At 66.6% G+C, this 19499-nt stretch carries 15 protein-coding genes; 1 reads left to right on the top strand and 14 read right to left on the bottom strand.

Annotated elements, in window-relative coordinates:
* Positions 1 to 10: 10 nt before the first annotated feature.
* From rpsS to rpoB, 12 genes are all read right to left on the bottom strand, one after another.
* Positions 11 to 292 carry a 30S ribosomal protein S19 gene (gene rpsS / locus DWB68_RS01940; protein ID WP_119423461.1) on the bottom strand — a complete coding sequence of 94 codons (282 nt, stop codon included), beginning with the start codon at positions 290 to 292 and terminating at the stop codon, positions 11 to 13.
* 12 nt (positions 293 to 304) lie between these two features.
* The gene (gene rplB / locus DWB68_RS01935) at positions 305 to 1144 is read right to left on the bottom strand and encodes a 50S ribosomal protein L2 (RefSeq protein WP_119423460.1); all 840 of its coding nucleotides are present in this window, start codon (positions 1142 to 1144) and stop codon (positions 305 to 307) included.
* Positions 1145 to 1174: 30 nt separating this feature from the next.
* Positions 1175 to 1483, bottom strand: a complete 309-nt coding sequence (gene rplW, locus DWB68_RS01930) for a 50S ribosomal protein L23 (protein WP_119423459.1) — start codon at positions 1481 to 1483, stop codon at positions 1175 to 1177.
* On the bottom strand, positions 1480 to 2085 hold the full coding sequence (gene rplD / locus DWB68_RS01925; protein ID WP_119423458.1) for a 50S ribosomal protein L4: 606 nt from the start codon (positions 2083 to 2085) through the stop codon (positions 1480 to 1482). Before rplD ends, rplW begins: the two co-directional genes overlap by 4 nt.
* A 5-nt stretch (positions 2086 to 2090) precedes the next feature.
* Positions 2091 to 2741, bottom strand: a complete 651-nt coding sequence (gene rplC / locus DWB68_RS01920) for a 50S ribosomal protein L3 (RefSeq protein ID WP_119423457.1) — start codon at positions 2739 to 2741, stop codon at positions 2091 to 2093.
* A gap of 20 nt (positions 2742 to 2761) precedes the next feature.
* Complete coding sequence (gene rpsJ, locus DWB68_RS01915; RefSeq protein ID WP_119423456.1) at positions 2762 to 3070, bottom strand: 30S ribosomal protein S10; 309 nt, start codon at positions 3068 to 3070, stop codon at positions 2762 to 2764.
* Between the two features lie 496 nt (positions 3071 to 3566).
* Entirely contained in the window at positions 3567 to 4757 is a 1191-nt protein-coding gene (gene tuf / locus DWB68_RS01910; protein WP_119423455.1) for an elongation factor Tu, read from the bottom strand.
* Between the two features lie 220 nt (positions 4758 to 4977).
* Positions 4978 to 7092 carry an elongation factor G gene (fusA, locus tag DWB68_RS01905; protein ID WP_119423454.1) on the bottom strand — a complete coding sequence of 705 codons (2115 nt, stop codon included), beginning with the start codon at positions 7090 to 7092 and terminating at the stop codon, positions 4978 to 4980.
* 62 nt (positions 7093 to 7154) lie between these two features.
* Complete coding sequence (gene rpsG, locus DWB68_RS01900; protein WP_119423453.1) at positions 7155 to 7625, bottom strand: 30S ribosomal protein S7; 471 nt, start codon at positions 7623 to 7625, stop codon at positions 7155 to 7157.
* Positions 7625 to 7999, bottom strand: a complete 375-nt coding sequence (gene rpsL / locus DWB68_RS01895; protein ID WP_119423452.1) for a 30S ribosomal protein S12 — start codon at positions 7997 to 7999, stop codon at positions 7625 to 7627. Before rpsL ends, rpsG begins: the two co-directional genes overlap by 1 nt.
* Before the next feature lie 426 nt (positions 8000 to 8425).
* Positions 8426 to 12310 carry a DNA-directed RNA polymerase subunit beta' gene (locus DWB68_RS01890; RefSeq protein ID WP_119423451.1) on the bottom strand — a complete coding sequence of 1295 codons (3885 nt, stop codon included), beginning with the start codon at positions 12308 to 12310 and terminating at the stop codon, positions 8426 to 8428.
* 133 nt (positions 12311 to 12443) lie between these two features.
* Complete coding sequence (gene rpoB / locus DWB68_RS01885; RefSeq protein ID WP_119423450.1) at positions 12444 to 15950, bottom strand: DNA-directed RNA polymerase subunit beta; 3507 nt, start codon at positions 15948 to 15950, stop codon at positions 12444 to 12446.
* A gap of 416 nt (positions 15951 to 16366) precedes the next feature.
* Between rpoB and DWB68_RS01880 the strand changes: the two genes are divergently transcribed.
* Complete coding sequence (locus DWB68_RS01880) at positions 16367 to 17551, top strand: acetyl-CoA C-acetyltransferase (protein WP_119423449.1); 1185 nt, start codon at positions 16367 to 16369, stop codon at positions 17549 to 17551.
* A gap of 314 nt (positions 17552 to 17865) precedes the next feature.
* Here the strand turns inward: DWB68_RS01880 and rplL are convergent, their stop codons facing one another.
* Both rplL and rplJ read right to left on the bottom strand, forming a co-directional pair.
* Positions 17866 to 18240, bottom strand: a complete 375-nt coding sequence (gene rplL, locus DWB68_RS01875) for a 50S ribosomal protein L7/L12 (RefSeq protein ID WP_119423448.1) — start codon at positions 18238 to 18240, stop codon at positions 17866 to 17868.
* A gap of 75 nt (positions 18241 to 18315) precedes the next feature.
* Positions 18316 to 18885 carry a 50S ribosomal protein L10 gene (rplJ, locus tag DWB68_RS01870; protein ID WP_119423447.1) on the bottom strand — a complete coding sequence of 190 codons (570 nt, stop codon included), beginning with the start codon at positions 18883 to 18885 and terminating at the stop codon, positions 18316 to 18318.
* Between the last annotated feature and the right edge of the window lie 614 nt (positions 18886 to 19499).

The raw sequence follows: 19499 nt of genomic DNA, 5'->3' as shown, positions 1-19499 counted from the left end.
AACCCGGGGGTCAGCGGCGCTTGCCCTTCTTGTCGTCCTTCACGTGGCTGCGGAACGTACGCGTGGGCGCGAACTCACCGAGCTTGTGGCCGACCATCGACTCGGTGACGAACACCGGGACGTGCTTGCGACCGTCGTGCACCGCGATGGTGTGACCGAGCATGTCGGGCACGATCATCGAGCGGCGGGACCACGTCTTGATGACGTTCTTGGTGCCCTTCTCGTTCTCGGCCAGCACCTTCACGTAGAGGTGCTGATCAACGAAGGGGCCCTTCTTCAGGCTGCGTGGCATGTTCTGAGCTCCTTATCGCTTGTTCTTGCCGGTACGACGACGACGCACGATGAGCTTGTCGCTTTCCTTGTTGGGGCGACGGGTGCGACCCTCGGGCTTGCCGTTCGGGTTGACCGGGTGACGGCCACCGGAGGTCTTGCCCTCGCCACCACCATGCGGGTGATCGACGGGGTTCATCGCGACACCACGCACGGTCGGGCGGACGCCCTTCCAGCGCATACGGCCGGCCTTGCCCCAGTTGATGTTCGACTGCTCGGCGTTGCCGACCTCGCCGATCGTCGCGCGGCAGCGGACGTCGACGTTGCGGATTTCGCCGGAGGGCAGACGCAGCTGGGCAAAGCGACCCTCGCGGGCCACCAGCTGGATCGAAGCGCCAGCGGAGCGGGCGATCTTGGCGCCGCCGCCCGGACGCAGCTCCACAGCGTGGATCACGGTGCCCACGGGGATGTTGCGCAGCGGGAGGTTGTTGCCCGGCTTGATGTCAGCCGTGGGGCCCGACTCAACGCGATCGCCCTGCGCCAGCTTGTTCGGCGCGATGATGTAGCGCTTCGTGCCGTCGATGTAGTGCAGGAGCGCGATGCGCGCGGTGCGGTTGGGGTCGTACTCGATGTGAGCGACCTTGGCCGGCACGCCGTCCTTGTCGTGACGACGGAAGTCGATCACGCGGTACTGGCGCTTGTGGCCACCACCCTTGTGACGGGTCGTGATACGACCGGTGTTGTTACGTCCGCCGGACTTGGTCAGCGGGCGAAGCAGGGACTTCTCCGGAGTGGATCGCGTGATCTCGGAGAAGTCGGCAACCGACGAGCCGCGCAGGCCCGGGGTTGTCGGCTTGTACTTACGGATACCCATGTTTTAGTTCCTCGTTAAAGTGGTCTCCGCTCAGGCGAGCGGACCGCCGAAGATATCGATGGTGGCATCGCCCTTGAGGGTGACGATGGCGCGCTTGGTGTCCTTGCGCGCACCGAAACCGAAGCGCGTGCGAACGCGCTTGCCCGGGCGATTGATGGTGTTGACCGAAGCGACCTTGACGCCGTAGATGGACTCCACGGCGGCCTTGATCTCCGTCTTGTTCGAGCGGGGGTCCACGATGAACGTGTAGCGACCCTCGTCGATCAGGTTGTAAGACTTCTCGGACACGACCGGCGCGACGAGAACGTCGTGCAGGGACTTGTTGATCGCGGAGCTCACTTGGCGTCCTCCTTGTTGACCAGGGCATCGAACGCAGCCTTGGTGAACACCACATCGTCAGCAACGAGCACGTCGTACGTGTTCAGCTGGTCGACGTAGAGGGCGTGCACATCATCGAGATTGCGCACCGAAAGAGCGGCAATGTCGTTGGCGCGGTCGAGAACCACGAGCAGGTTCTTGCGCTCGGAGAGCGAACGCAGGGTCGCCTTGGCGTCCTTGGTGGACGGCTTCTCGCCGGAAACCAGGGACTCGACGACGTGGATGCGGCCGTTGCGGGCGCGATCCGAGAGGGCGCCACGCAGGGCGGCAGCCTTCATCTTCTTGGGGGTGCGCTGCGAGTAGTCGCGCGGCTGCGGGCCGTGGACAACGCCGCCACCGGTCATGTGAGGAGCGCGGATCGAACCCTGACGGGCGCGGCCGGTGCCCTTCTGCTTGAACGGCTTGCGACCGGCGCCGGAGACCTCGCCGCGGTTCTTCGTCTTGTGCGTGCCCTGGCGGGCGGCGGCAAGCTGAGCCACGACGACCTGGTGCAGCAGCGGCACGTTGGTCTGAACGTCAAAGATCTCCGAGGGGAGATCCACCTTGATTGCCTTCGTAGCCATAGTGATCAGGCTCCCTTCACGGCAGAGCGGACCAGGACGACCTGGCCACGAGCGCCGGGAACGGCACCCTTGATGAGCAGGAGGTTGTTCTCCGCGTCCACACCGTGAACCGTGAGGTTCAGGGTCGTGTGGCGGACGGCACCCATGCGGCCGGCCATGCGCTGGCCCTTGAACACGCGCGACGGGGTCGAGGCCTCGCCGATCGAGCCCGGCTTGCGGTGGTTCTTGTGGGCACCGTGCGAGGCGCCAACGCCGGAGAAGCCGTGACGCTTCATGACACCGGCGAAGCCCTTGCCCTTAGAAGTGCCGACGACGTCGACCTTCTGGCCGGCCTCGAACAGTTCAACCGACAGTTCCTGGCCGAGGTTGTACTCGGCGGCGTCGGCGGTGCGCAGCTCGACCACGTGGCGGCGCGGCGTGACGCCGGCGGCCTTGAAGTGGCCGGCAACCGGCTGGGTGACCTTACGCGGGTCGATCTGACCGGCGGCGATCTGGAGAGCGACGTAGCCGTCCTTCTCCTGGGTGCGCAGCTGGGTGACGACGTTCGCGTCGGCCTTGACGACCGTGACGGGGATCAGGTTGTTATTGCTGTCCCAGACCTGGGTCATGCCGAGCTTCGTGCCCAGCAGGCCCTTCACATTACGGGATGCGGTCATAGTCTCTCAGCACCTCCCTCTCAGAGCTTGATTTCGATGTTGACGTCCGCCGGCAGGTCGAGACGCATCAGCGAATCCACGGCCTTCGGAGTCGGGTCCACGATGTCGATGAGGCGCTTGTGAGTGCGCATCTCGAAGTGCTCGCGGCTGTCCTTGTACTTGTGGGGCGAACGGATGACGCAGTAAACGTTCTTCTCCGTCGGCAGCGGCACGGGGCCGACCACGGTGGCGCCAGCGCGAGTGACCGTGTCAACGATCTTGCGGGCGGACGTGTCGATGACCTCGTGGTCGTACGACTTCAGCCGGATGCGGATCTTCTGTCCCGCCATGGCTTGGGCCTCTTTCTTTCGGTAGCACTATGAATGTGTTGGTGCCGAACGGGAGCTCAAAACCTCTGAACTCCTAGCACGCCGTTCGACGGACCGAATCCTGGTTGAACCAGGGTTCCTCGCCCCGCCGAGGCTCCGACCCCCGCACTCGGGCGTGTCGCGCACTCGCTGAGCACACGACCCCACACTCATGCATCAGGGATCGGTTTGTCGCGGCTCCAACCCGCCCGTTCGGCCCCTGCAGGACCGCGGCGACGAGCCGAGAGAACACGACAACCCCTCTAGTCTGTCAGATTCTGCTAGGCAACGCCAATCCGGGTCGGTGTGAGGTGCCCCGCACCCCGCCCGCCCCACCCCCGCCGGCAACGCCGGCGAGGGGCGCGCCCAAGCCAGGCGCCCGACACAAGTGCACAAAGAAAGGGGGCCCCGCACCGAATGGTGCGGGGCCCCCTTCCCGGATCAGCCCTTGCGAGCCAAGCCCATCAGAGACTCAAAGTCACTTGATGATCTTGGTGACGCGGCCCGAGCCGACCGTGCGGCCACCCTCGCGGATGGCGAAGCCGAGGCCCTCTTCCATGGCGATGGGCTGAATCAGATCAACCTTCATCTCCGTGGTGTCGCCCGGCATGACCATCTCGGTGCCCTCGGGCAGCGTGATGACGCCGGTGACGTCGGTGGTGCGGAAGTAGAACTGCGGGCGGTAGTTCGAGTAGAACGGGTTGTGGCGGCCACCCTCATCCTTGGACAGGATGTAGGCGGTGCCCTCGAACTCGGTGTGCGGGGTCACGGAACCGGGGGCCACGACGACCTGACCGCGCTCCACGTCCTCGCGCTTGATGCCGCGAAGCAGCAGGCCACAGTTCTCGCCGGCCCAGGCCTCGTCGAGCTGCTTGTGGAACATCTCGATGCCCGTGACCGTGGTCTTCTGCAGGTCGCGCAGACCCACGATCTCGACCTCGGAGTTGATCTTCAGGGTGCCACGCTCGGCGCGGCCCGTGACGACGGTGCCACGACCGGTGATCGTGAAGACGTCCTCGATCGGCATCAGGAACGGCTTGTCCTTGTCGCGGACCGGGTCCGGGATGAAGGTGTCAACGGCCTCCATGAGGTCCTCGACGGACTTGACCCACTCCGGGTCGCCCTCGAGAGCCTTCAGCGCCGAGACGCGCACGACGGGAGCGTTGTCGCCGTCGAACTCCTGGGAGGACAGCAGCTCGCGGACCTCCATCTCGACGAGGTCAAGCAGCTCCTCGTCGTCGACCATGTCGGACTTGTTCAGGGCCACCAGCAGGGCCGGAACGCCAACCTGGCGGGCCAGCAGCACGTGCTCGCGGGTCTGAGCCATCGGGCCGTCGGTGGCGGCCACAACGAGGATGGCACCATCCATCTGAGCGGCGCCGGTGATCATGTTCTTGATGTAGTCGGCGTGACCCGGAGCATCGACGTGCGCGTAGTGGCGCTTGTCCGTCTGGTACTCGATGTGGGAGATGTTGATCGTGATGCCGCGCTGGCGCTCCTCCGGGGCGGAGTCGATCGCCGAGAAGTCGCGCTGCTCGTTCACGTCCGGGTACTTGTCAGCAAGCACCTTCGAGATGGCGGCAGTCAGCGTGGTCTTGCCGTGGTCGACGTGACCGATGGTGCCAACGTTGACGTGCGGCTTGCTGCGCTCGAACTTTGCCTTCGCCACTGTTCCTCCTAGAACTGTTCTTCAGCAGTGGTTATCTGCCCGCAAGGTAAGCGGGCAAGACTCGAAACCAGTCTACTGATGGCTACGTAAGATGTTGAAATCTCCGGTGCGCTTCGGGCGAACCGGTTCTCGTCCGGACACCGCCATAACAGCGATGCCCGGTGAGACGGGAGCCCCTCAGCCCGTGAGGGGAAGGGCTCCCGCCCCGGATCCGCCCGGCTTACTCGCCGCGGGACTTCTGGATGATCTCGTCGGCAACAGCCTTCGGGACCTCGGCGTACGCGCTGAACTCCATCGAGTACACGGCACGGCCCTGCGTCTTGGAACGCAGGTCACCGATGTAGCCGAACATCTCGGAGAGCGGCACGGCGGCCTTGATGACCTTCACGCCTGCGGCATCCTCCATGGACTGGATGGAACCGCGACGGGAGTTCAGGTCGCCGATGACGTCGCCCATGTACTCCTCGGGGGTGCGCACCTCAACGTTCATGAGGGGCTCGAGCAGCACGGGGTTCGCGCGACGGGCACCCTCCTTGAACACCTGCGAGCCGGCGACCTTGAACGCCATTTCGGAGGAGTCAACGTCGTGGTACGCGCCGTCAATCAGGGTGGCCTTGACGCCCACCATGGGGTAGCCGGCGAGGACGCCGAGCTGCATGGCGGACTGGATGCCCTGATCCACGGAGGGGATGTACTCGCGCGGGATGCGGCCACCGGTGACGGCGTTGACGAACTCGTAGAGCTCGCCCTCGGCCGTGTCCAGGGGCTCGAACGTGACCTGCACCTTGGCGAACTGGCCGGAGCCACCCGTCTGCTTCTTGTGCGTGAAGTCGACCTTCTCGGCCTTCTTCTTGATGGTCTCGCGGTAAGCAACCTGCGGCTTGCCAACGTTGGCCTCGACGCGGAACTCGCGGCGCATGCGGTCCACCAGGATGTCCAGGTGGAGCTCGCCCATGCCGCCGATTTCGGTCTGGCCGGTGTCCTCGTTGAGGGAGACCGTGAAGGTCGGGTCCTCAGCGGAGAGCTTCTGGATGGCCGTGGAGAGCTTCTCCTGGTCACCCTTGGTCTTGGGCTCGATGGCCACGAAGATGACCGGCTCCGGGAACGTCATCGACTCGAGGACGATCGGGTTGGCCGGATCGCACAGGGTGTCACCGGTCGTCGTGTCCTTGAGGCCGATCACGGCGTAGATGTGGCCGGCGTGCAGCTCCTCGACGGGCTGCTCCTTGTTGGCGTGCATCTGGAAGAGCTTGCCAACGCGCTCCTTCTTCTGCTTCGTGGAGTTGAGCACCTGGGCACCGGAATCGAGGTGGCCCGAGTACACGCGCACGAAGGTCAGCTGACCGAAGAACGGGTGAGCGGCGATCTTGAACGCCAGAGCGGAGAACGGCTCGTCCTCGCTGGGCTTGCGCACCAGCTCGATCTCCTCGTTCTTCGGGTCGTGACCGACCATGGCCGGCACGTCAAGCGGGGACGGCAGGAAGTCGATGACCGCGTCCAGCATGGGCTGCACGCCACGGTTCTTGAACGCGGAGCCGCAGAACACCGGGTAAGCAGCGGACGTGATCGTCAGCTTGCGGATGCCGGCCTTCAGCTCCTCGAGGGAGAGCTCCTCGCCCTCGAGGTACTTCTCCATGAGCTCGTCCGAGGACTCGGCGACCTGCTCAACGAGCTTGGCGCGGTACTCCACGGCCTTGTCCTGGAGGTCCGCGGGGATCTCCTGGGTCTCGTAGTTGGCGCCCATGGTGACGTCGCCCTTGGCGTCGCCCGGCCACACGAAGGCCTTCATGGTCAGCAGGTCAACGACACCGGTGAACTCGGACTCCGAGCCGATCGGCAGCTGCATCACCAGCGGGGTGGCACCCAGGCGGTTGATGATGGTGTCCACCGTGAAGTAGAAGTCGGCGCCCATCTTGTCCATCTTGTTGACGAAGCAGATGCGCGGGACGTCGTACTTGTCGGCCTGGCGCCACACGGTCTCGGACTGGGGCTCCACGCCCTCCTTGCCATCGAAGACGGCAACGGCGCCGTCGAGCACGCGCAGGGAGCGCTCGACCTCGACCGTGAAGTCAACGTGACCGGGGGTGTCGATGATGTTGATCTGGTTACCGTTCCAGTAAGCAGAGACGGCCGCGGACGTGATGGTGATGCCGCGCTCCTTCTCCTGCTCCATCCAGTCGGTCGTCGAGGCACCGTCGTGCGTCTCGCCCAGCTTGTGGTTCACACCCGTGTAAAAGAGGATGCGCTCCGTGGTGGTGGTCTTGCCGGCATCGATGTGCGCCATGATGCCGATGTTGCGGACCTTGTTCAGGTCGGTGAGCACGTCGAGTGCCACGGTGTCTCCTTTGGATGAGGACCGCCGGGGCCCGGGTTACCCCGGGCCCCGACGGGGCGTTCTTACCAGCGGTAGTGAGCGAAGGCCTTGTTCGACTCGGCCATCTTGTGGGTGTCCTCGCGGCGCTTGACCGCAGCACCCAGGCCGTTCGAGGCGTCAAGGATCTCGTTCATGAGACGCTCGGTCATGGTCTTCTCGCGGCGGGCCTTCGAGAAGCCAACGAGCCAGCGCAGGGCCAGGGCCGTGGAACGGCCCGGCTTGACCTCGACGGGCACCTGGTAGGTGGCGCCACCGACGCGGCGGGAGCGGACCTCGAGGGCCGGCTTGATGTTGTCCATGGCCTTCTTGAGCGTGGCCACCGGGTCGGTGCCCGTCTTGGCCTGAGCGCCCTCAAGAGCACCGTAGACGATGCGCTCGGCGGTGGACTTCTTGCCGTCCTGCAGCACCTTGTTGATCAGCTGGGTGACCAGCTGGGAGCCGTAGACCGGATCGAGAACGATGGGGCGCTTCGGCGCGGGACCCTTGCGAGGCATTACTTCTTCTCCTTCTTGGCGCCGTAGCGGGAACGAGCCTGGCCGCGATCCTTGACACCCTGGGTGTCGAGGGCGCCGCGGACGATCTTGTAACGGACACCCGGGAGGTCCTTCACGCGACCGCCGCGGACCAGCACGATGGAGTGCTCCTGCAGGTTGTGGCCCACACCCGGGATGTAAGCGGTGACCTCAACGCCACCGGCGAGGCGCACGCGGGCGACCTTACGCAGGGCGGAGTTCGGCTTCTTCGGGGTGGTGGTGTACACACGGGTGCACACGCCACGACGCATGGGGTTGCCCTTGAGCGCGGGCGCCTTGGTCTTGGAGACCTTCGGCGTCCGGCCCTTACGGACCAGCTGCTGAATAGTAGGCACTTTCGTGTCCTCCAATGTTGAAGTGGATGCCGAACGCTAGCCAGTGGGGATCACCAGCGCACTCGACGTGGTCGTTTTCCTCGCGCGGACCGGACAAAACGACCGTAGGCGTGCGAAAGTGTGGCGTACGCCGCGCAACCTGCGCGCGGCACGGACTGGGTCCACTTCGCCACAACAAAAAACTCTCGTTAACACTCTAGCAGGAGATCAGGCAAGTCCCAAGGTGGGCCTCCCCACACCGGCGGGCGCCCGCCGTCGGGCCGTTTCCTGGCCCGCCTGGCCCCCTCCGCCGGGACACTACCGGCCCCTGGGCGCCCCTCCCCCACCGCTGTGGCGCTCACCCGGCACGACGGAGCGGGACCGGGGACGCGGAAGGGCCCGCCTCCCCTGACGGGAAGGCGGGCCCTTGCGTGTCCGGCTAGCGGATCAGCGGAAGTCTCCGCCGAAGCCGTAGTCGTCCATGGACATGGCGGTGAAGTCGCCACCCAGCCCATCGACGCCGGCGTAGTCGAAGCCCGTGAAGGCGGAGGGGCCCGAGTAGAAGGACGCCTTGGCCTCCTCCGTGGGCTCCACGTTCACCTGCGTGTAGCGATCCAGGCCGGTGCCGGCCGGGATCAGCTTGCCGATGATCACGTTCTCCTTCAGGCCGAGCAGCGGGTCGCTCTTGCCCTCCATGGCCGCCTGCGTGAGGACTCGGGTCGTCTCCTGGAAGGAGGCGGCCGAGAGCCACGAGTCGGTGGCCAGGGAGGCCTTGGTGATACCCATGAGCTCGTCACGACCGGACGCCGGACGCAGACCCTCGGAGACGGCCTTGCGGTTGGCGTTCTGGAACGTGGCGCGGTCCGTCAGCTCACCCGGCAGCAGCGTGGTGTCGCCCTGGTCGATGACCGTGATGCGGCGAAGCATCTGGCGGACGATGACCTCGACGTGCTTGTCGTGGATGCCCACACCCTGGGACTGGTACACGTACTGCACCTCGCGGACCAGGAACTTCTGGGCCTCGCGGGGGCCGAGCACGCGCAGGACCTGCTTGGGGTCGATGGCACCCGCGGCCAGCTGCGTGCCGACCTCGATGTGCTCGCCATCGCCGACCAGCAGACGCGAACGGCGCAGGACCGGGTAGGCCTCTTCCTCGGAGCCATCATCGGGGGTCACGACGACGCGCAGGCTGCGCTCGCCATCCTCGATGCTGACCCGGCCGGCGACCTCGGAGATCGGGGCCAGACCCTTCGGGGTACGGGCCTCGAAGAGCTCCTGGATACGGGGCAGACCCTGGGTGATATCGCCGGAGGAGGCCACACCACCCGAGTGGAACGTACGCATGGTCAGCTGCGTGCCGGGCTCACCGATGGACTGTGCGGCGATGATGCCCACGGCCTCGCCGATGTCCACGAGCTTGCCGGAGGCCAGCGAACGGCCGTAGCAGAGCGCGCAGGTGCCGACGGCGGACTCACACGTGAGCACTGAGCGCACGCGCACCTCGTCCACGCCGGCCTCGTACAGCTTGGCGATGAGCACATCGCCCACGTCCTCGCCGGCCGTGGCGAGGATCTCGCCGTTGGCGTCGACGACGTCCTGGGCCAGCGTGCGGGTGTACGCCGAGTTCTCGACGGTCTCGTGCAGGTGACGCTCGCCGCCCTCGTGGGAGGCGATCGGCACGACGAGGCCGCGGGTGGTGCCGCAGTCGTCCTCGCGCACGATGACGTCCTGCGAGACGTCCACCAGACGACGGGTCAGGTAACCCGAGTTGGCGGTCTTCAGCGCCGTATCCGCGAGGCCCTTACGGGCGCCGTGGGTGGCGATGAAGTACTCGAGAACGGACAGGCCCTCACGGTAGGAGGACTTGATCGGACGCGGGATGATCTCGCCCTGCGGGTTTGACACCAGACCACGGATACCGGCGATCTGGCGCAGCTGCAGCCAGTTACCACGGGCACCGGAGGTCACCATGCGGTTAATGGTGTTCAGGCGCTCCATGCCGTTCTTCATGGCCTCGGCAACCTCATCGGTGGCCTGGGTCCAAATGTCGATCAGCTCGGAGCGGCGCTCGTCATCGGCGATGAGGCCGTTGTCGTACTGCTGCTGCACCTTCAGGGCGCGCACCTCGTAGGGAGCCAGGATGGCCGGCTTGTCCATGTTCGAGGTGACGTCCGAGATCGCCACGGTCACGCCGGAGCGCGTGCCCCAGGTGAAGCCGTAGTTCTTCAGGTTGTCCAGCGTGGCGGCCGTGACGACCTTAGGGTAGCGCTCGGCGAGGTCGTTGACCAGATCGCCCAGGGCGCCCTTGGTGGCGACACCCTCGAACCAGGGGTAGTCCTCCGGCAGGGTCTCGTTGAAGAGCACCTGGCCGAGGGAGGTCTCGATGAGCGCCAGGTTGCCCGGCTCCCAGCCCTCGGGGGCCGGCTGCTCATCGGAGGGCACGAAGCCCTCGACCTGGATCTTGACGACGGCGTTCAGGTGGAGCTCGCCGCGGTCGAAGGCCATGAGGGCCTCCGGCAGGGACGAGAACGCGCGACCCTCGCCGGCCACACCCTCACGCTTGGTGGTGAGGTGGTGCAGACCGATGATCATGTCCTGGGCCGGGAGGGCGACCGGGCGGCCGTCCGAGGGCTTCAGGATGTTGTTCGAGGAGAGCATCAGGATGCGCGCCTCCGCCTGGGCCTCGGGGCTCAGGGGCAGGTGCACGGCCATCTGGTCGCCGTCGAAGTCGGCGTTGAACGCGGCACACACGAGCGGGTGCAGCTGGAGGGCCTTACCCTCAATCAGCTGCGGCTCGAAGGCCTGGATGCCCAGGCGGTGCAGGGTAGGTGCACGGTTCAGCAGCACCGGGTGCTCGGAGATGATCTCTTCCAGCACGTCCCACACCTGCGGGCGGAAACGCTCCACCATGCGCTTGGCGGACTTGATGTTCTGCGCGTGGTTGAGGTCAACCAGGCGCTTCATCACGAAGGGCTTGAAGAGCTCCAGGGCCATCTGCTTGGGCAGACCGCACTGGTGCAGCTTCAGCTGCGGGCCGACCACGATGACCGAACGGCCCGAGTAGTCAACGCGCTTGCCGAGCAGGTTCTGACGGAAGCGGCCCTGCTTGCCCTTGAGCATGTCGGAGAGCGACTTCAGCGGGCGGTTGCCCGGGCCGGTCTGCGGGCGACCGCGGCGACCGTTGTCGAACAGGGAGTCAACGGACTCCTGCAGCATGCGCTTCTCGTTGTTGACGATGATCTCCGGAGCACCCAGCTCAAGCAGGCGCTTGAGGCGGTTGTTGCGGTTGATCACGCGACGGTAGAGATCGTTGAGGTCGGAGGTCGCGAAGCGGCCACCGTCCAGCTGCACCATGGGGCGCAGCTCCGGCGGGATCACCGGAACGGCGTCCAGGACCATGCCGGTCGGCGAGTTGGACGTCGACAGGAAGGCGTTGACGACCTTGAGGCGCTTCAGGGCGCGGGTCTTGCGCTGGCCCTTGCCCGTCGCGATGATCTCGCGCAGGTTCTCGGACTCGGCGGCAAGATCGAAGTCCTGCAGGCGCTTCTGGATGGCCTCGGCGCCCATGCAACCCTCGAAGTACACGCCGTACTTCTCGCGCATGGTGCGGAACAGGCCCTCGTCGCCCTCGAGGTCGCCGACCTTGATGCCCTTGAAGCGCTCCCACACGGCGGTGGCGCGCTCGATCTCGGCGTCGGCGCGCTTGCGCACCTGGGCCATGACCTTGTCGGCAGCGTCGCGGGTCTTCTTCTTCTCGGCGGCCTTGGCGCCCTCGTCCTCCAGGCGAGCCAGGTCCTTCTCCAGGTCCTGACCGATGGCGGCGATGTCGGCGTCGCGGGTGTCGGCGATCTTCTTGATGGCCAGGTCGTGCTGAGCCTGCAGGTTCGGCAGCTCGGCGTGACGACGATCGTCGTCGACCTTGGTGATCATGTAGGCGGCGAAGTAGATGACCTTCTCGAGGTCCTTCGGGGCCAGATCCAGCAGGTAGCCAAGGCGCGAGGGAACGCCCTTGAAGTACCAGATGTGGGTCACGGGAGCGGCGAGCTCGATGTGGCCCATGCGGTCACGACGGACCTTGGAACGGGTCACCTCGACGCCGCAGCGCTCGCAGATGATGCCCTTGAAGCGCACGCGCTTGTACTTACCGCAGGCGCACTCCCAGTCACGGGTGGGGCCGAAGATCTGCTCGCCGAAGAGGCCGTCCTTCTCGGGCTTGAGCGTGCGGTAGTTGATGGTCTCGGGCTTCTTGACCTCGCCGTAGCTCCACTCGCGGATCTGATCCGCGGTGGCGAGGCCGATTTGCATGAGGCCGAAGGAGGAATCGTTGGACATGTGGTCCTTGCTCTCTTTCAGTGAAGTTCGGAAGTCGTCGTCGTCGCTCGCAGCCGGCTCGCGGCTGTTCGACGACGGAAAGGAGGGCTGAGGGGGCGGCGACCGGGCGGGTGCCCGGTCACCGCCGCGCTACTCAGACCTCGTCGACCGAGCTGGGCTCGACGTTGGACAGGTTGATACCCAGCTCCTCGGCGGCGCGGAAGACTTCCTCGTCCGCGTCGCGCATGTCCAGCTTCTCGCCCTCGGTGGAGAGAACCTCGACGTTCAGGCAGAGCGACTGCATTTCCTTGAGCAGCACCTTGAAGGACTCCGGCACGCCCGGGGCGGGGATGTTCTCGCCCTTGACGATGGCCTCGTAGACCTTCACGCGACCGTGGATGTCATCCGACTTCACGGTCAGGAGCTCCTGGAGGGTGTAAGCGGCGCCGTAAGCCTCGAGCGCCCACACCTCCATCTCGCCGAAGCGCTGGCCGCCGAACTGGGCCTTACCGCCCAGCGGCTGCTGCGTGATCATCGAGTACGGGCCCGTGGAGCGCGCGTGGATCTTGTCGTCCACCAGGTGGTGCAGCTTCAGGATGTACATGTAGCCGACCGACACGGGGTCCGGGAACGGCTCGCCGGAGCGACCGTCGAACAGCTGCGCCTTGCCCGAGTTGCCGATCAGGCGCACGCCGTCACGGGTCTCGTTGGTGTGGTCAAGAATGCCGCGGATCTCGTCCTCGTGGGCGCCGTCGAACACCGGGGTGGCGACCTTCGTGGGGCCGGTCACGCGCGGGAGGTTCGGAAGCTCCTTGATCCACTCGGGCTCGCCCTCGATGTTCCAACCCTGCTTGGCAGCCCAACCAAGGTGGATCTCGAGGATCTGGCCCACGTTCATGCGACCGGGGACGCCGAGCGGGTTCAGGATGATGTCCACCGGGGTGCCATCGGCCAGGAACGGCATGTCCTCGAGCGGCAGGATCTTGGAGATGACGCCCTTGTTGCCGTGACGGCCGGAGAGCTTGTCACCCACGGTGATCTTGCGCTTCTGGGCCACGTACACGCGGACCAGCTGGTTGACGCCCGGGGGCAGCTCGTCGTCGTTGTCGCGATCGAAGATGCGCACGCCGATGACGGTGCCGGACTCGCCGTGGGGCACCTTCAGGGAGGTGTCGCGCACTTCGCGAGACTTCTCGCCGAAGATGGCGCGCAGCAGGCGCTCCTCGGGGGTCAGCTCGGTCTCACCCTTGGGGGTCACGCGACCCACGAGGATGTCGCCGGCCTCGACCTCGGCACCGATGTGGATGATGCCGCGCTCGTCGAGCTGCGAGAGCACCTCTTCGGAGACGTTCGGGATGTCGCGGGTGATTTCCTCGGCACCAAGCTTGGTGTCGCGGGCGTCGACCTCGTGCTCCTCGATGTGGATCGAGGTCAGGACATCGTCGGAGACCATGCGCTCGGAGAGGATGATCGCATCCTCGTAGTTCAGGCCGTGCCACGGCATGAACGCCACGAGGAGGTTCTTGCCGAGCGCCAGCTCGCCGCCGTCGGTCGCGGGACCGTCGGCGATGAGGGACTGGAACTCGACGCGATCGCCCTCGGTGACCACGACGTGCTGGTTGTAGCCGTTGCCCTGGTTGGAGCGGGCGAACTTCATGATCGGGTAGTGCGTCTCGGTGCCGTCGTCGTTCATGACGGTCACGAGATCGGCGGACACCTCGGTCACGACGCCGGGCCTCTTGGCCATGACGGCGTCGCCGGAGTCAACGGCAAGGAACTTCTCCATGCCGGTGCCGACCACGGGCGCCTCGGTCTTCAGAAGCGGCACGGCCTGGCGCTGCATGTTCGCACCCATGAGGGCGCGGTTGGCGTCGTCGTGCTCCAGGAAGGGGATGAGGGCCGTAGCGGCCGACACCATCTGGCGCGGGGAGACGTCCATGTAGTCGATGTGAGCCGGGTCGGCCAGGACGGGCTCGCCGCCGCCGCCGCGCTCACGACACAGGACCAGGTCCTCTTCGAAGTGGTTATCCGTCGTCAGCGGGGCGTTCGCCTGCGCGATCTGGAAGTCCATCTCCTCATCGGCCGTGAGGTAGTCAACCTGCTCGGTGACGACACCGTCAACGACCTTGCGGTACGGGGTCTCGATGAAGCCGAAGGGGTTGATGCGACCGTAGGTTGCCAGCGAGCCGATCAGGCCGATGTTCGGGCCTTCAGGGGTCTCGATGGGGCACATGCGGCCGTAGTGCGACGGGTGGACGTCACGGACCTCCATACCGGCGCGGTCGCGAGAGAGACCGCCCGGGCCCAGCGCGGACAGGCGACGCTTGTGCGTGATGCCGGCCAGCGGGTTGTTCTGGTCCATGAACTGCGAGAGCTGCGAGGTACCGAAGAACTCCTTGATCGCAGCCACCACGGGGCGGATGTTGATCAGGGTCTGCGGCGTGATGGCCTCGACGTCCTGCGTCGTCATACGCTCGCGGACGACGCGCTCCATGCGGGAGAGGCCCGTGCGGACCTGGTTCTCGATGAGCTCGCCCACGGCGCGGATGCGGCGGTTACCGAAGTGGTCGATGTCGTCGACCTCAACGCGGATCTCCGCCTCCTCGCCGTTGCGGAAGCCCTTGATGGTCTTCTCGCCGGCGTGGATGGCGCACAGGTAGTGGATCATGGCGACGATGTCGAGCTCGGAGAGCACGGAGGCATCCAGAGCATCGATGGCCACGTCCACGCCCAGCTTGCGGTTGAGCTTGTAACGGCCCACCTTCGCCAGGTCGTAGCGCTTGGGGTTGAAGTACAGGTTCTCGAGGAGGGTCTTGGCGGCCTCGACCGTCGGCGGCTCTCCCGGGCGCAGCTTGCGGTAGATATCCAGCAGCGCCTCGTCCTCGGTCTGGACGGTGTCCTTCTCGAGGGTGACACGGATCGACTCGTAGCCGCCGAACTCCTCGAGGATGCGACCCTCGCTCCAGCCCAGGGCCTTCAGCAGGACCGTGACCGACTGCTTGCGCTTGCGGTCGAGGCGAACGCCGACCTGATCGCGCTTGTCGATCTCGAGCTCGAACCAGGCACCGCGGGACGGGATGACCTTCGCGGAGAAGATCTCCTTATCCGAGGTCTTGTCCGGGGTACGGTCGAAGTACGCGCCCGGCGAGCGGACGAGCTGGGACACGACGACACGCTCGGTGCCGTTGATGACGAACGTCGCGTTCTCGGTCATGAGCGGGAAGTCGCCCATGAACACGGTCTGCTGCTTGATTTCGCCCGTGATGTTGTTCATGAACTCGGCCTTGACGTACAGCGGGGCCGAGTAGGTGGTGTCGCGATCCTTGCACTCAGCAAGGGTGTACTTGGGGTCGGCGAACTCCGGCTCCGAGAAGCTCAGGGACATGGTGCCCTGGAAATCCTCGATCGGGGAGATCTCTTCAAAGATCTCTGCCAGGCCCGGCGTGCGGGACACGCCCTTATCGCCGATCGCGTCAGCTTCTGCCACGCGCGCCTGCCAGCGCTCGTTGCCCACGAGCCAGTCGAACGATTCGGTCTGCAGTGCCAGCAGATCCGGGACGTCGAGGGGTTCGTGGATCTTGGCGAAGGAGAGGCGGCCGGCCGCTTCCGCGGTACGGGCCGAACTAGCGGTTGAGTTCGTAGAGGTGCTCGAGGCGACCAAGAGGGATCCTTCCACAGACCGTCATGTTTCCGGTGAGCAGCTCCCCCTCTATCCGCGCCAAGCGCGGGCACCACAACGGGAGCCGACCCACCGCTATATGAAGGTCGGACTGAGGACTGGGAAGCCGCAAAGGTCCATCCTAGGACAGGATGGCAAGCATGTCGATACCCCCGGGCGGGCGCGGCGCGTGATCTGCGCTACTCTGCCCCGCGCGTAGCCGCGTGGCGGCTTGCGCGGCGCGGCCCGCCGCGGATTCGGGCGGCCCCGCGGCCGCCACGGCGCCGCCGGCCGGCCGCCGCCGCCGCCGCAACCGAGTGTGACGCACCTCATGGCCCCCGGTAGGGTTGAACCCGTTGGGCACACCCGGCCCGATCTGACTCAGCGCCGCCGCAGAGCCGCGCACAGCAGGAGGAATCATGTCCGCACCGCATCCCCGGGACGCCGTTGTCCTCGGAGGCGCACGCACCCCGTTCACCAAGCTCAAGGGAGCGCAGGCCGCCCTCGGCGCCACGGCCCTCGGCGCCCACGCCATCGCCAGCGCCCTCGAGCGCTCAGGCGTGGCGGCCGACGCCGTCGACTACGTCTTCATGGGCCAGGTGGTGCAGGCCGGTTGCGGACAGAACCCGGCCAAGCAGGCGGCCATCGCCGCGGGGATCGGCTGGGACGTCCCCGCCGAGACGCTCAACAAGGTCTGCCTCTCCGGCCTGCTCTCCGTCACCCAGGCCGCCCGCATGGTGCGCCTCGGCGAGGCGGACGTGGTCGTGGCCGGCGGCATGGAGTCCATGACCAACGGCCCGCACGTGCTGCCCGGTTCGCGCATGGGCTGGGGCTACGGCGACTTCACCGCCGTCGACTCGGTGGCCCACGACGGCCTGACCGATGCCTTCGAGAAGATCACGATGGGCATCTCCACGGAGAACCACAACGCCCCGCTCGGCCTGACGCGCGAGGAGCAGGACGCCCTCGCCGCCGACTCGCATCAGCGCGCCGCGGCCTCGGCCGCCCTCCTCGCCGAGGAGATCGCCCCCGTGACGATCAAGGGCCGCAAGGGCGACACCGTCGTCTCCTCGGACGAGGGCGTGCGCCCCGAGACCACGGTCGAGACCCTCGCCGGCCTGCGCCCCGCCTTCGCCAAGGAGGGCACCATCACGGCCGGCAATTCCTCGCCGCTCTCCGACGGCGCCGCGGCCCTCGTCGTTGCCTCACGCGAGTGGGCCGAGGCCAACGGACGCGAGATCCTCGCGACGATCGGCGCGGCTGGCCAGGTGGCCGGCCCGGATAACTCGCTACAGTCCCAGCCGGCCCACGCCATCAAGCAGGCCGTGCAGCGCCAGGGCTGGAGCGTCGAGGAGCTCGACTTCATCGAGATCAACGAGGCCTTCGCCGCCGTGGGCGTGCAGTCCCTCAAGGACCTCGACTACTCGTGGGAGCGCACCAATCTGCACGGCGGCGCCATCGCGCTCGGCCACCCCATCGGCGCCTCCGGCGCACGTCTGGCGCTCACCGCGGTGATGGAGCTGGTGCGCCGCGGCGGCGGCAAGGCGGCCGTGAGCCTGTGCGGCGGCGGCGGTCAGGGCGAGGCCCTGCTCTTCGAGGCCTAAGCCGGGACTCGCCACGCACGCGCGAGGCCGCGCTCGCCCTCAGGGCGAGCGCGGCCTTGCGCATTGAAGGGCACGACGGCGCGTCGGCGCCGTGGGCGCCCGCCTCACCACCCGCTCAGGGCGAGCCGGGTGCACCGGCCGCCACGCCGCGTCGTCGGGCGCTGGGTGCGCCCTTCACGCCAGCTCAGGGCCCGCTGCGCGGGGCGGTGCTCCCGTCCCGCGTTGCCCCGCTCGGAAACGGGACGAGCCCCGTCCCGCCAGAGGCGGAACGGGGCTCGAACGCGTGAGACATCCGGGGCAGACCCCGGACGAGATCACTTGAGGGTGACTGTGGCACCGGCGGCCTCGAGGACCTCCTTGGCCTTCTCCGCGGTCTCCTTGTTGGCGCCCTCGAGGACGGCCTTCGGCGCGCCATCAACGAGCTCCTTGGCCTCCTTCAGGCCGAGGGAGGTCAGGGCGCGCACCTCCTTGATGACGCCGATCTTCTTGTCGCCAGCGGACTCGAGAATGACGTCGAACTCGTCCTTCTCCTCCTCGGCGGCGGCGGCACCGGCGGCCGGGCCGGCAACGGCGACGGCGGCGGCGGTGACCTCGAAGGTCTCCTCGAACTGCTTCACGAACTCGGAGAGCTCGATGATGGTCATCTCCTTGAAGGACTCAAGGAGCTCTTCGGTGCTGAGCTTCGCCATGGTTGGCGTCCTTTCTCAAGCGCCGCGTCCCGCATTCAGGCGGTCAACGGCTAAGTGTTCTGGTGGGTTCGAGGCTCAGGCCTCGGGAGTCGCTTCCTCGGCGGCCGGGGCGGCCTCCTCGGCGGCGGGGGCCTCGGCGGGCGTCTCGACAGCGGCCGGGGCACCCTCCTCGAGCTTCAGGCGCAGCGCGTCGATGATGCGGGCAGCGGCCGAAGCCGGGGCCTGCAGCACACCGGCCACGCGGGCCAGCTGCAGCTCGCGGGACTCGAGAGCGGCCAGCGCGGCGATCTCCGCCGCGTCCATGGCCTGACCCTCAAAGAAGCCAGCCTTGATGATGAGCTTGTCGTTGTCCTTCGCGAAATCCGTGAGGCCCTTAGCGGCCGCGACGGCGTCGCCCTTGATGAAGGCAATGGCGGTGGGTCCGGTCAGCTGGCCATCGAACGCGTCGATGCCGGCAGCCTTGGCCGCAATGCCCGTCAGGGTGTTCTTGACAACCGTGTACTTGGTGTCGGCACCAAGCGAACGACGGAGAGTCTTGAGCTGCGCAACGGTGAGCCCACGGTATTCGGTCAGGACAGCGGCGGACGACTCCTTGAAGTCGGCGGTGATTTCCTCGACGGAAATCTCCTTCTGCGACGTAGCCATAACCCTCCTTCCGGGGTGAGGTCGGTCAAGCCCCCGGAAACGAGACGAGCCCCGTACGCAGGTACGGGGCTCGTGTTCGCGCTGAAAACAACGCGTCAAGAGTTCGTCACCTGCGTGGGCCGTCCCGCGAGCGGGAACCTTCAGTGCCACTGGCAGCGGCACGACCGACGGTCTTCGGTACCTTCCAAGACTACAGGCGCTGGGCGGCGCGTCCAAATCGGGGGCGGGGTGAGCTGAGACACGCGCCGGCACCGAGGGCCCGAGGACATGACGAGGCCCCCTTCCCATTGGGGGTGGAAGGGGGCCTCTGGCCACCGGTCCTTGGGGGGACCGACCGGCGGCAGTGGCTCCACCGGGTCTTGGGGGCATCAGGTGAAGCCGCGCGGTGCCGGTCGCCCTGTCATGCAACCTGGCACCACGTTCGAGCTCAGCATAGCAGGCGAAAGCGGCAGGGCAACTCCTGAAATTCGGATTCTTTGGCTAGACCTTTGCGTAACTCTACGCCCCGACGTCTTCCGTCCTTGGGACAGGAGTCGGGGCGGCCGCAGCGGGGAAACACGAAGGCCCCGGCGCACGCGCCGGGGCCTTCGTTCGCTCACGAGGAGCTAGTGGTC

This window comes from Galactobacter valiniphilus (assembly GCF_003575975.1).
GTDB lineage: Bacteria > Actinomycetota > Actinomycetes > Actinomycetales > Micrococcaceae > Galactobacter > Galactobacter valiniphilus.
Note: the sequence above shows the minus strand (reverse complement) of the source record. Positions and strands in the feature narration are given on the sequence as shown.